General features: G+C 72.0%; 12 protein-coding genes and 1 tRNA gene. 6 read left to right on the top strand and 7 right to left on the bottom strand.

The window, feature by feature from the left end:
- Nucleotides 1–2: 2 nt before the first annotated feature.
- The 7 genes from L942_RS07325 to selD form a co-directional block, all read right to left on the bottom strand.
- The gene (locus L942_RS07325; protein WP_078870357.1) at nucleotides 3–356 is read right to left on the bottom strand and encodes an NADH-quinone oxidoreductase subunit K; all 354 of its coding nucleotides are present in this window, start codon (nucleotides 354–356) and stop codon (nucleotides 3–5) included.
- Nucleotides 353–1,069, bottom strand: coding sequence for an MnhB domain-containing protein (locus L942_RS07320; RefSeq protein ID WP_037356699.1), 717 nt, complete (start codon nucleotides 1,067–1,069; stop codon nucleotides 353–355). Before L942_RS07320 ends, L942_RS07325 begins: the two co-directional genes overlap by 4 nt.
- Nucleotides 1,066–1,302, bottom strand: a complete 237-nt coding sequence (locus L942_RS07315; protein ID WP_037356696.1) for a Na(+)/H(+) antiporter subunit B — start codon at nucleotides 1,300–1,302, stop codon at nucleotides 1,066–1,068. The genes L942_RS07320 and L942_RS07315 overlap by 4 nt, the downstream gene beginning before the upstream one ends.
- Nucleotides 1,299–1,598, bottom strand: a complete 300-nt coding sequence (locus L942_RS07310) for a cation:proton antiporter (protein ID WP_037356693.1) — start codon at nucleotides 1,596–1,598, stop codon at nucleotides 1,299–1,301. The genes L942_RS07315 and L942_RS07310 overlap by 4 nt, the downstream gene beginning before the upstream one ends.
- Nucleotides 1,595–1,846 carry a monovalent cation/H+ antiporter complex subunit F gene (locus L942_RS07305; RefSeq protein ID WP_037356679.1) on the bottom strand — a complete coding sequence of 84 codons (252 nt, stop codon included), beginning with the start codon at nucleotides 1,844–1,846 and terminating at the stop codon, nucleotides 1,595–1,597. The genes L942_RS07310 and L942_RS07305 overlap by 4 nt, the downstream gene beginning before the upstream one ends.
- On the bottom strand, nucleotides 1,843–2,298 hold the full coding sequence (locus L942_RS07300; RefSeq protein WP_037356667.1) for a Na+/H+ antiporter subunit E: 456 nt from the start codon (nucleotides 2,296–2,298) through the stop codon (nucleotides 1,843–1,845). Before L942_RS07300 ends, L942_RS07305 begins: the two co-directional genes overlap by 4 nt.
- Before the next feature lie 146 nt (nucleotides 2,299–2,444).
- Nucleotides 2,445–3,437, bottom strand: coding sequence for a selenide, water dikinase SelD (gene selD / locus L942_RS07295; RefSeq protein ID WP_037356665.1), 993 nt, complete (start codon nucleotides 3,435–3,437; stop codon nucleotides 2,445–2,447).
- 54 nt (nucleotides 3,438–3,491) lie between these two features.
- Between selD and L942_RS07290 the strand changes: the two genes are divergently transcribed.
- The 6 genes from L942_RS07290 (at nucleotide 3,492) to nrfD (ending at nucleotide 11,592) form a co-directional block, all read left to right on the top strand.
- Nucleotides 3,492–3,586 (top strand) — tRNA-Sec (locus tag L942_RS07290).
- Nucleotides 3,586–4,869 (top strand): L-seryl-tRNA(Sec) selenium transferase, encoded by a 1,284-nt coding sequence (gene selA / locus L942_RS07285; protein ID WP_037356663.1) that lies wholly within the window; start codon nucleotides 3,586–3,588, stop codon nucleotides 4,867–4,869. The genes L942_RS07290 and selA overlap by 1 nt, the downstream gene beginning before the upstream one ends.
- Nucleotides 4,860–6,614, top strand: a complete 1,755-nt coding sequence (gene selB / locus L942_RS07280; RefSeq protein ID WP_037356660.1) for a selenocysteine-specific translation elongation factor — start codon at nucleotides 4,860–4,862, stop codon at nucleotides 6,612–6,614. Before selA ends, selB begins: the two co-directional genes overlap by 10 nt.
- A 4-nt stretch (nucleotides 6,615–6,618) precedes the next feature.
- Nucleotides 6,619–9,831, top strand: a complete 3,213-nt coding sequence (gene fdh / locus L942_RS07270; RefSeq protein WP_162472736.1) for a formate dehydrogenase — start codon at nucleotides 6,619–6,621, stop codon at nucleotides 9,829–9,831.
- Nucleotides 9,824–10,660: a 4Fe-4S dicluster domain-containing protein gene (locus tag L942_RS07265; RefSeq protein ID WP_037356649.1), complete on the top strand. Its 837-nt coding sequence runs from the start codon at nucleotides 9,824–9,826 to the stop codon at nucleotides 10,658–10,660. Before fdh ends, L942_RS07265 begins: the two co-directional genes overlap by 8 nt.
- The gene (nrfD, locus tag L942_RS07260) at nucleotides 10,657–11,592 is read left to right on the top strand and encodes an NrfD/PsrC family molybdoenzyme membrane anchor subunit (RefSeq protein ID WP_081654968.1); all 936 of its coding nucleotides are present in this window, start codon (nucleotides 10,657–10,659) and stop codon (nucleotides 11,590–11,592) included. Before L942_RS07265 ends, nrfD begins: the two co-directional genes overlap by 4 nt.
- The last annotated feature ends 7 nt before the right edge of the window (nucleotides 11,593–11,599 follow it).

Below are 11,599 nucleotides of genomic sequence, written 5' to 3'. Positions count from 1 at the left end.
GGTCAGCCGCGCAGCGCACGCAGTTCGTCGGGATCGACCGTGCCGTGGCGGCGGGAGATCTGCAGGGTGAGGGCGAGCAGGAGCGCGGTGATGGTCGCCGAGACGACGATGTCGGTGAGCGTCATGGCCTGCACCATCGGATCGACCACCGGCTGTGCCTGCCCTTGCGACACGATCGGCGCGGTGGCCTGGTCCTGGTAGCCGATCGCCAGCAGCAGCACGTACGTGCCGGACTGCGCGACCGACAGCGACACCACCGTGTGCACGAGGTGCCGGCTCCGCATGATCCCGGCGCAGCCGAGCAGCAACAGCCAGGCCGCCACGCCGTAGCAAGCCGCCGACACCACGCCCGTCACTTGTCCTCCTCGAGCCCGTGCACGAAGAACCGCGACAGCAGGACGACGAACCCGGCGGCGACCTCGATGCCGATCAGCACGCTCAGCACCGGGACGGTCCCGGAGGAAAGCAGCGAACCGAATTCGCCCAGCGGCAGCACGTTCGCGAGGAACGAGCCGCCGACGGCCAGGCCGAGCAGGCCGGTCACGACGTACAGGCCGGTGGCGGTCGCCTCGGCGTATTCGCACCAGTCGATCGGCCGCAGCCGGGCGAGCGCGCGGTAGCTGCCGGAGAGGTAGAGCAGGTGCCAGCCGGTGGCGAGGACGACGCCGCCCTGGAAACCGCCGCCGGGCGTCAGGTGCCCGTGCACGACGATGTCGATGCCCAGCAGCACCGAGACCGGCAGCAGCAGGAAGCCGGCGAGTTTCACCGCGGGCAGGACGTAGCCGGTCCCGTCCGTGTCCGGCTCTTTCTCGGGCGGCTGCAGCAGGGCGAGCGTGCCGACGACCGCGGCGGCGACGATCGTCTCCTCGCCGAGGGTGTCGAGCGCGCGGAGGTCGAAGTTGACCGACGACACCAGGTTCGGGGTGACCTCCCGGAACCCCATCGGCAGCACCAGGTCCCGGTAGACGTGGCCGGCGGCGCCGGCCACGGGCATGCGGGCGAACGCGGCGGCGAACAGCGCGGCGACCCCGGCCAGCCCGGCGGCGCCGACGACGTCGCGGGTCCTCATCGCTTGCCCGTCTTCCGGAGCGTCAGCAGGACGAGGAGCGGGACGACGGCCGCGCCGACGGCGAGTTCGGACAGCGCGACGTCCGGGGCTTGGAAAACGACGAAAAGCACCGTCAGGCACAGGGAAAACACCGTGAGCGTGATCGCTTGCCGGCGCGGGTCGTGCGTCGCGACCACGGCGTACCCGGCCACCGCGACCAGCGCGAGGGCCACCAGCAGCACGGCGGCGCTCACGAGGGGAGGTCCTCGTCGGTCTCGCCGCGGTGGCGAGCTTCGAGCCGGGCGGTGGCCGATTGCAGGATCGGGCTGGTGACCGCCAGCAGGACGACCGTCGCGAGGATCGCGCCCGAACCGAGCTGGACGCCGTTGACCAGGACGAGGCCGACACCGATGAGCGGCGCGCCGAGCGTGGTCGCCGGGGTGAGCAGGTGCAGGCGCGTGAGCAGGTCTTCGGCGCGGAGCAAACCGATCGCCGAGGCGAGGACGACGAACACCCCGGCGAACACGAGAATCTGCGCGGCGATCGTCATCGGGTCCCCAGAAGGCGCGCGAAGACGAGCGTTCCGGCGAAGGCGAGGACGGTCAGCGTCAAGGGGAGAATGACGGCGCTGGACGGGCCGTACGCCTGGACGAGCAGCAGAAGCGTCAGGACGGTGACGGTGCCGGCGAACTGCATCCCGGCGAGGCGTTCGATGGCGGTGCCCCGGGCGGCGAGCCACAACGCGGTGCCGAGGCCGCCGGCCATCAGGAGCAGCGCGGCGAGGAGCAGCCACGTCATCGCGTCACCCGATCGAGGGTCGCGGAACCGGAGAGCAACCGGTGGACCACGACGTCCGTGCGGTCCGGCGGGCTCGCGACGACCATCGCGCCGGGAGTGCAGCCGACGACCACGGTCGCGACGGCGAGCCGCGCTTCGTGCTCGGCGCGCGGCGCGGCGGGGACGGTGACGGTCTCGCACTTTCCGGCGGAGGGACGCCGGAAAACCGTGCGCACCGCGGCGACGGATTCGCTGACGGCGGCCTTGGGCAGCGGGGCCAGCCAGGTCAGCCAGCTGGTGGTGAAGTGCCACGAACCGTTCATCGCCCGGCGCGCGGAACGGGCGGCGAGCGCGCACACCGCCGCCGCGCCGGCGCCGGCGAGCAGCTCCGGTGCTGCCGGGGTGGAGAGCGTGAGGGTCCACAACCCGGTCAGGGCAAGCCACCACAGCAGGATCTCGGTCGGAGCGCGCATGTCTCACCTCGGGCAGGGGCTACCCACTTCGGAGACCGGCCAATCCGCCGCGACTTCCCCGGCCCGATCCGCGGCGCCAACGGTCCGTGAAGGACTCCTTGAGCGAATCAGATTCCCGCAAGGAGCCCTTCACGGACCACCTGACCTCAGCCGACGACGATCGTGTGGTCGGCGCGCGGAACCAGCTCGCCGATCACCGGGTAGCCGGGGAGCTCGCCGGCCACGAGCAAGCCGCCGGAGGTCTGCGCGTCCGCCAGCAGCAAGGTCTCGTCCTCGGAGATCCGCGACAGGTCGGCGTGCGGCCGGACCCAGTCGAGGTTCCGGCGGGTTCCACCGCTGACGTACCCGGCGCGCAACGCCTCCCGGGCGCCTTCGAGATACGGGACCGCCGCCGGGTCCAGGCGCGCGGTGACGCCGCTCGCCCGGGCCAGTTTGTGCAGGTGGCCGAGCAGACCGAACCCGGTGACGTCGGTCGCGCACACCGCGCCCGCGGCGAGCGCGGCGGCGGACGCGGCGCGGTTGAGCGCGGTCATCGCGGAGATCGCCTCCTCGGAGCGTTCGCCGGTGGCTTTGTGCCGCGAGTTCAGCACGCCGATCCCCAGCGGCTTGGTCAGCGTCAGCGGCGTGCCCGGCTTGCCCGAATCGTTGCGCAGCAACCGATCCGGGTCCGCGGTGCCGGTGACCGCGAGGCCGTACTTGGGCTCCGGGTCGTCGACGCTGTGCCCGCCGGACAGATGGCAGCCGGCCTCCGCGCAGACGTCCAGCCCGCCGCGCAGCACCTCGGCGGCCAGTTCGAACGGCAGCACCTCGCGCGGCCAGCCGAGGAGATTGACCGCGACCACCGGGACGCCGCCCATCGCGTACACGTCCGAGAGCGCGTTCGCGGCGGCGATCCGGCCCCAGTCGTACGGGTCGTCGACGACCGGGGTGAAGAAGTCCGTGGTCGCGATCAGCGCGACGTTCCCGGCGATGCGGACGGCCGCCGCGTCGTCGCCGTCGTCGAGGCCGACCAGGAGTTCGCCGGGCGGATTCCGCGGGGCGGCGCCGGCGAGGCCGCGGACGATCGATTCCAGTTCGCCGGGCGGGATTTTGCACGCGCAGCCGCCGCCGTGCGCGTACTGGGTCAGCCGGACGCTCATGCTGTTCATCATGCGGGGGCGCGGTGCTCTTGGCAGGATGGCGGAATGCCCCAGGGAGGCGTATCCGGCCTGGTGACCGGCGCGGTCTTCAACACCGTTGAGCGGCAGGTCCTGCCGCTGGCGGGTTCGATTCCCGTCCGCCTCCGCCATGGGTGACCCGCGCCGGGCGATCCCGCGCACCGACGCCGTGCTCGGCGAGCCGAGGATCGCGAAAGCCGTCGAGACGCTCGGCCGCGACCTGGTGAAGTCGCTGGTCGCGGCCGCGCAGCAGCGGGCAAGGGCGGGCGAGATCGAGCCCGGCGAAGTCGTCGCGGAGGTGGTGGCCCGGCTGCCCGCGAGGGTGTCGTCGCTGCGCCCGGTGCTCAACGCGACCGGCGTTCTCGTGCACACCAACCTCGGCCGCGCGCCGCTGTCCGCTGCCGCGTTGGACGCGATCGTCGCCGCCGGCGGAGCAACCGATGTGGAGTTCGCCCTCGAAACCGGGGAACGGGCCCAACGCGGTCGCGGCGCCTTGGCGGCGCTGGCGGAAGCGGTGCCAAGGGCCGAGGCGGTGCACGTGGTCAACAACAACGCGGCGGCGTTGCTGCTGTGCGCGCTGACGTTGGCTCCCGGCAAGGAAATCGTGGTCAGCCGCGGCGAACTGGTCGAGATCGGCGACGGCTTCCGCATCCCGGACCTGCTCGTCTCGACCGGAGCCCGGTTGCGCGAAGTCGGCACCACCAACCGGACTTCCGCGGCGGATTACGCGGCGGCGATCGGGCCGGACACCGGATTCGTGCTGAAAATCCATCCCTCGAACTACCGCGTCACCGGGTTCGCCTCGGAGGCGAGTGTCGCCGAACTGGCCGGGCTCGGCGTGCCGGTGGTCGCCGACGTGGGGTCCGGGCTGCTCGCGCCGCATCCGGTGCTGCCGGACGAACCGGACGTCGCGACCGCGCTGGCCGACGGCGCGAAGCTTGTCACCGCGAGCGGCGACAAGCTCCTCGGCGGCCCGCAGGCCGGACTGCTCTTCGGAGACGCCGGACTGGTGCACCGGTTGCGGCGGCATCCCGCGGCTCGCGCGCTGCGGGTCGACAAGCTGACCCTCGCCGCGCTCGAAGCCACCGTCCGCGGACCGGAACCACCCGTGCGGGCGGCACTTCTCGCGGAGGGGCTCCACGAGCGCGCCGAGGCACTGGCGCAGTCGCTGCAGTCGGCGGGGGTGGCCGCCGAAGCAGTGGACTCGACGGCGGTCGTGGGCGGCGGCGGCGCGCCGGGGGTGGAGCTGCCCAGCGCCGCGGTCGCGTTGCCCGCCCGGTACGCGGAGGCGCTGCGGCTGGGCGAGCCCGCGGTCGTCGGCCGGATCGTGCGGGACCGGTGCCTGCTCGACCTTCGGACGGTTTCCCCGGCGGACGACGCGGCGCTGCGGGAGGCGGTCCGCCGATGCGGGTGATCGCCACCGCCGGACACGTCGACCACGGGAAATCCACGCTCGTCCGCCGGCTCACCGGCATGGAGCCGGACCGGTGGGCCGAGGAACGCCGCCGCGGCCTGACCCTCGACCTCGGCTTCGCCTGGACCCGGCTGGGCGAAGAAGAAATCGCCTTCGTGGACGTCCCCGGGCATCAGCGGTTCGTCCCGAACATGCTGGCGGGCGTCGGTCCCGTCCCGGCCGCGTTGGTCGTCGTGGCCGCCGACGAGGGCTGGATGCCGCAATCGGCGGAACACCTGGCGGCACTCGACGCGTTCGGGGTCCGGCATGGCCTGCTGGCGGTGACCAAATCCGACCGCGCCGATCCAGCGAGGGCGACGGCGGCGGCGCTGGAGGAGATCGCGGCGACGGCGCTCGGCGAGGTGCCCGCGGTGAGCGTCAGCGGCACGACCGGCGAGGGGCTCGAAGACCTGCGCTCGCAGCTCGCCGAACTGGCCAGCCGGTTGCCGCCGCCGGATCCGGACGCGGATGTCCGGCTCTGGATCGACCGGGCGTTCACGATCAAGGGCGCGGGCACCGTCGTCACCGGCACGCTCGGCGGCGGAACGCTCCGGGTCGGCGACGAGCTGACTCTCGGGGAGACCAGCGTGCAGATCCGGGGCCTGCAGTCGCTCGGCGAACCGCGCGAAAGCGTGTCCGCGGTGGCTCGGATCGCGGTGAACTTGCGCGGGGTGCCCAAGGATTCCGTCGGACGAGGCGACGTGCTGCTGACCCCGGGCGCGTGGCGTCCGGCGACGGAAGCCGATGTCCGGTTGCGCGGCGCCGCTTCGGGCGAACTGCACCGGAACCTCGTGCTGCACCTCGGTTCCGCGGCGGTGCCGGCCCGGGTCCGTCCGCTCGGACCGGATACCGCCCGGCTCCTGCTCGCGAGCCCGTTGCCGCTCCGGACAGGCGATCGCGGACTGCTGCGCGACCCGGGGGAGCACCGGATCCCGGCCGGGTTCGACGTGCTGGACGTCCGGCCGCCGTCGCTCGCGCGCCGTGGCGCCGCGCGAGCCCGCGGCGAAGAACTGGCCACCCGGGAACCAGGCTGGGATTACCTCCGCCGCGAGGGTTTCGTGCGCCACGAGGAGTTCCGTGCGTTAGGGCTGCCGGAGGTCGGCGACCGGCTTGGCAACTGGCACGCGGACCCGGCGCACCTCGCCCGGTTGCGCGCGGAGGCCGGAAAAGCGGTCGTTGCGTGGAGCCGAGAACATCCACTGGCGGCGGGCATTCCGGCCGAAGCGCTCCGGCACCGGCTCGGCCTGCCGGACGCGGAACTCCTCCCGGCGGTCCTCAGCGACGGCCTGGTCCTCAAGGACGGGCTCGTCGGCAAACCCGGTGCGGGCTTGACCGCCGAAGTGGAAAAAGCCGTCAAGCTCCTGGAAAAGCGGTTCGCCGAGCACCCGTTCCGCGCGCCGGAAGCCGACGAATTGCGGAAACTCGGCCTGGGCAAACGGGAATTGGCCGCCGCCGTCCGCGTCGGCCGGTTGCGGGCGATCGCCGACGGAGTGGTGCTGAGCCCGGACGCGCCGCGCCGCGCGGCGGAAGTGCTGGCCGCGCTCGGCGAACCGTTCACCGTGTCGCGGGCGCGGCAGGCATTGGACAGCACTCGCCGGGTGATGATCCCGCTGCTGGAACACCTCGACGCCGCCGGGCTCACCGAACCGCTCGGCGACGGGACCCGCCGGATATGCTGCGCGGGCCCGGCGAACGGATTACCGTGACCGCATGGGCATGCGGCAGTGGATCGAAGGCTGGCCGGTGTACCGGCAGCTGGCCGGTCCCGACCGCACCGCGCGCGGCGCGGCGGCCAAATCCCGCGGTTCGGAACAATGGCACGCCCGCACCGAAGACGCCGACCGGGTAGTCCGTTCGATCTGCCCGTATTGCGCGGTCGGCTGCGGGCAGAAGGTGTACGTCAAGGACGGCGCGGTCACCCAGATCGAGGGCGACCCGGATTCGCCGATCTCGCGGGGCAGGCTGTGCCCGAAGGGATCCGCCAGCAAGCAGCTCGTGACCAGCCCGAGCCGCGTCACCGAGGTCCTCTACCGCCGGCCCTACGGCGCCGACTGGGAACGGCTGTCGCTCGACCAGGCGATGGACATGATCGCCGACCGGGTGCTGAAGACGCGCGCCGAAACGTGGCAGGACGCCGACGACCAGGGCCGCAAGCTCAACCGCACGCTCGGCATCGCGAGCCTGGGCGGCGCGACCCTGGACAACGAAGAGAACTACCTGATGAAGAAGCTGTACACCGCGCTCGGCGCGATACAGATCGAAAATCAGGCCCGTATTTGACACTCCGCCACGGTTCCCGGTCTGGGGACCTCCTTCGGTCGTGGGGGTGCCACGACGTTCCAGCAGGACCTCGCCAACGCCGACTGCGTCGTCATCCAGGGCTCGAACATGGCCGAATGCCATCCGGTCGGGTTCCAGTGGGTGATGGAGGCGAAGGCCCGCGGCGCGAAGATCATCCACGTCGACCCGCGGTTCACCCGCACGAGCGCGGTCGCGCACGTCCACGCTTCGGTGCGGGCGGGTTCGGACATCGCGTTCCTCGGCGGGCTGATCAACTACGTCCTGCAGCACGAGCTGGACTTCCGCGAGTACGTCGTGGCCTACACGAACGCGGCGGCGATCCTGACCGAGGAGTTCGCCGACACCGAGGATCTCGACGGCCTGTTCTCCGGATTCGATCCGGAAAAGCGCCAGTACGACAACTCGACCTGGGCGTACGAGGACGCTGAGGCGACCCCGGCGGCGGGCGCCCGCGACCCGGGGCAACCCGGCGGGCACCACGGCGGCGAGAAGCACCAGAGCTCCGCGCGCGCCGAGTCCTACGGCAGCGGCGGCGCGGCGATCGGCGCGAAGCCCAAGCGGGACGAGACGCTGCGGCATCCGCGCTGCGTCTACCAAGTCCTCAAACGGCATTTCTCCCGCTACACGCCCGAGGCGGTCGCGGACGTCTGCGGCCTGCCGGTCGAGCAGTTCACCGAAATCGCCGAGGCGATCACCGCGAACTCCGGCCGGGACCGCACCACGGCCTGGGTGTACTCGGTCGGCTGGACGCACCACACGGTCGGCGCGCAGTACATCCGCACGGCCTCGATCCTGCAGACGCTGCTGGGCAACATCGGCCGTCCGGGCGGCGGCATCCTGGCGCTGCGCGGGCACGCCAGCATCCAGGGCTCCACCGACATCCCGACGCTGTTCAACCTGCTGCCCGGCTACATCCCGATGCCGCACGCGCACCAGCATCTGGACCTCGACGGCTTCGTCGAATCCGACGCGGGCAAGACCGGCTTCTGGGGCAACATGCGCTCGTACACGGTGAGCCTGCTCAAGGCGTACTGGGGCGAGGCCGCCCAGCCGCACAACGACTTCCGGTTCGACTACCTGCCGCGGCTCACCGGCGACCACGGGACCTACGCGACGGTGCAGAAGCAGATCGCGGGGGAGTGCAAGGGGTACTTCCTGGTCGGCGAGAACCCGGCGGTCGGGTCGGCCAACGGGAAGTTCCAGCGGCTCGGGCTGGCCAATCTCGACTGGCTGGTGGTGCGCGACCTGCAGTTGATCGAGAGCGCGACGTTCTGGAAGAACGGCCCGGAGATCGAGACCGGCGAGCTCAGGCCCGAGGAGATCGGCACCGAGGTCTTCTTCCTGCCCGCCGCCGCGCACACCGAAAAGGACGGCAGCTTCACCAACACCCAGCGGCTGCTGCAATGGCACCACAAGGCGGTCGAACCGCCCGGCGACGCCCGCAGCGATCTCTGGTTCTACTACCACCTGGGGAGGCTGATCCGGGAGCGCGTCGGCGCCGACGAACGCGACGCCCCGCTGCGCGACCTGGCGTGGAGCTATCCGACCGAGGGGCCGACCGACGATCCGAGCGCGGAGTCCGTGCTCGCGGAGATCAACGGCCACGGCCCGGACGGCCCGCTCTCGTCCTACACCCAGCTGAAGGACGACGGCTCGACGTCGTGCGGCTGCTGGATCTACTGCGGCGTCCGCGCCGACGGCCACAACCACGCCGCGAACCGGCAGCCCGGCTCGGAGCAGGACTGGATCGCGCAGGGCTGGGCCTGGGCGTGGCCGGCGAACCGGCGGATCCTGTACAACCGCGCGTCGGCGGATCCGGACGGGAAACCGTGGAGCGAACGCAAGAAGCTGGTCTACTGGGACGCCGAGGAAGCCAAGTGGACCGGCCCGGACGTCCCGGACTTCGAGCCGACGAAGCCGCCCGGCTATGTCCCGCCGGACGGGGCGAAGGCACAGGACGCGCTCAGCGGCCGCGATCCGTTCATCATGCAGACGGACGGCAAAGCCTGGCTGTACGTCCCGGCCGGGCTGGCCGACGGCCCGCTGCCCACGCACTACGAGCCGTTCGAAAGCCCGGTCGGCAACGCCTTGTACGGCCAGCAGGCCTCGCCGGTGCGCCAGACCCTGGACAGCCCGGTGAACCAGTACAACCCGGCGCGCAGCGAGGTTTTCCCGTACGTGTTCACCACCTACCGGCTCACCGAGCACCACACGGCGGGCGGGATGAGCCGGACGCTGCCGTACCTGTCGGAGCTGCAGCCGGAGTTCTTCTGCGAGGTCTCGCCCGCGCTGGCGGCCGAACGCGGCCTCGACCACCTCGGCTGGGCGACCATCGTGTCGTCGCGGACGGCGATCGAGGCCCGCGTGCTGGTCACCGACCGGATCAAACCGCTCGCGGTGCGCGGCCGCACCGTCCACCAGGTCGGGCTGCCCTACCACTGGGGCCCGAACGGCCTGTCCCGCGGCGACGCGGCCAACGACCTGCTGTCGATGGTGCTGGACCCGAACGTGCACATCCAGGAGGCCAAGGCGGCCACCTGCGACATCCGTCCCGGACGGCGGCCGCGCGGGCCGGCGCTGCTGGAATTCGTGGCGGAGTACCGGAGGCGAGCCAATGGCTGAGTACGGCGCCCAGCCCCGGATGGGCTTTTTCACCGACACGTCGGTGTGCATCGGGTGCAAGGCGTGCGAGGTCGCGTGCAAGGAGTGGAACGGCGTCCCGGAGGCCGAGAGCGCGCCGGACCTGCTCGGGCTGTCCTACGACAACACCGGCGCCCTCGGCTCGAACACCTGGCGGCACGTGGCGTTCATCGAACAGGAGAAACCCGCGGTCGACCTGGGGATGCCGACGGTCGGGGCACCGGACCAGCAGCCGGAAGAGCCGGGCGTGCGGTGGCTGATGTCCAGCGACGTCTGCAAGCACTGCACGCACGCGGCCTGCCTCGACGTCTGCCCGACCGGTGCGTTGTTCCGCACCGAATTCGACACCGTGGTGGTGCAGCAGGACATCTGCAACGGCTGCGGCTATTGCGTTCCCGCGTGTCCGTACGGCGTCATCGAAAAGCGCGAGAGCGACGGCCGCGCGTTCAAGTGCACGCTGTGCTACGACCGGCTCGGCGCGGGGATGGAACCCGCGTGCGCCAAGGCTTGTCCGACCGACTCCATCCAGTTCGGCGAGCTGGACGAACTCCGCGAACGGGCCGCCGCGCGAGTGTCGGCGCTGCACGGCGAGGGCGTGCCGGAGGCGCGGCTCTACGGGCACGATCCCGGCGACGGGGTAGGCGGGGACGGCGCGTTTTTCCTGCTGCTGGACGAACCCGAGGTCTACGGCTTCCCGCCGGACCCGGTCGTGACGACCCGCGACCTGCCGCGGATGTGGAAGCGGGCCGCGACGACCGCCGCCGGGGTGGCCGCGGCGCTGGTCGTGTCGTTCCTGGGGCGGCGCCGATGAGCCCCCGCCGCGAACGGGCGATGGTCGAGCCCGCCGAATTCCGGTCCTATTACGGCAGGCCGATCCTCAAGGAACCGGCCTGGAAGCAGCCGGACGTCCCGCTGTATCTCTTCCTCGGCGGCGCGGCCGGCGCGTCGGCGTCGCTGGCCGCGCTCGCCGACGCGACCGGGCGGCCGGAACTGGCCAAGGCCGGTCGGCTGGCGGCGTCGGGCGGGTCGATCGCCAGCGTGGTCGCGTTGATCCACGACCTCGGCAAGCCGACGCGGTTCCTGAACATGCTGCGCGTGCTCAAGCCGACTTCGCCGTTGTCGGTGGGGTCGTGGATCCTGTCGCCGTTCTCCGGTCTCGCGGCCGGGGCGGCCTTTTCGACGCTGACCGGGCGTTTCCCGCGGCTGGGCCGGTTGGCCGGCGCGGGAGCGGGCGTCCTGGGACCGGCGATGTGCACGTACACCGCGGTGCTGCTGGCCGATACGGCCACGCCGTCCTGGCACGAGGCGCACGGGACCCTGCCGGTGTTGTTCGCGGGCAGTGCGCTGACCAGTGGCGCGGGGGTCGCGCTGATCGCGGTGCCGCGCAAGGAAAACGGTCCCGCGGTGCGGGCCGGTCTTGCCGGGGCCGCGGCGGAACTGGCTGCCGAGCAGCACCTGGAGACTGGGCTGGGGCTGGCTTCGGAGCCGTACCGGACCGGCCGGGCCGGGCGGTTGTTGAAGGCCGCCAAGGTGCTCACCGCGGCTGGCGCGGCGTTGTCGTTGGCCGCCCGGAAAAATCGCGCGGCGGGCGTTGCCGCGGGGGCGGCCTACCTGGCATCCGGGCTGTGCACCCGTTTCGGGGTTTACGCGGCCGGCGTGGAGTCCGCAAAGGACCCGAAGTACGTCGTGGTCCCGCAGCGGGAACGGCTGGCGCGGCGCGCGGAGGAGCGTCCGGGCCGGTAAGCCCGGA

Origin of the sequence: Amycolatopsis orientalis DSM 43388, assembly GCF_000411975.1 — a bacterium.
Lineage (GTDB): Bacteria > Actinomycetota > Actinomycetes > Mycobacteriales > Pseudonocardiaceae > Amycolatopsis > Amycolatopsis orientalis_D.
The sequence above is the reverse complement of the archived record's forward strand: the minus strand, read 5'-3'. Positions and strand labels throughout refer to the sequence as shown.

Bases quoted from the DNA above. Each gene is read 5' to 3' on its own strand.
- selB (WP_037356660.1), top strand. From the start codon at position 4,860: ATGCGGGTGATCGCCACCGCCGGACACGTCGACCACGGGAAATCCACG.
- L942_RS07305 (WP_037356679.1), bottom strand. From the start codon at position 1,846: ATGACGTGGCTGCTCCTCGCCGCGCTGCTCCTGATGGCCGGCGGCCTC.
- selD (WP_037356665.1), bottom strand. From the start codon at position 3,437: ATGAGCGTCCGGCTGACCCAGTACGCGCACGGCGGCGGCTGCGCGTGC.
- selA (WP_037356663.1), top strand. From the start codon at position 3,586: ATGGGTGACCCGCGCCGGGCGATCCCGCGCACCGACGCCGTGCTCGGC.
- nrfD (WP_081654968.1), top strand. From the start codon at position 10,657: ATGAGCCCCCGCCGCGAACGGGCGATGGTCGAGCCCGCCGAATTCCGG.
- L942_RS07320 (WP_037356699.1), bottom strand. From the start codon at position 1,069: ATGAGGACCCGCGACGTCGTCGGCGCCGCCGGGCTGGCCGGGGTCGCC.
- L942_RS07265 (WP_037356649.1), top strand. From the start codon at position 9,824: ATGGCTGAGTACGGCGCCCAGCCCCGGATGGGCTTTTTCACCGACACG.
- L942_RS07310 (WP_037356693.1), bottom strand. From the start codon at position 1,598: ATGACGATCGCCGCGCAGATTCTCGTGTTCGCCGGGGTGTTCGTCGTC.
- L942_RS07300 (WP_037356667.1), bottom strand. From the start codon at position 2,298: ATGCGCGCTCCGACCGAGATCCTGCTGTGGTGGCTTGCCCTGACCGGG.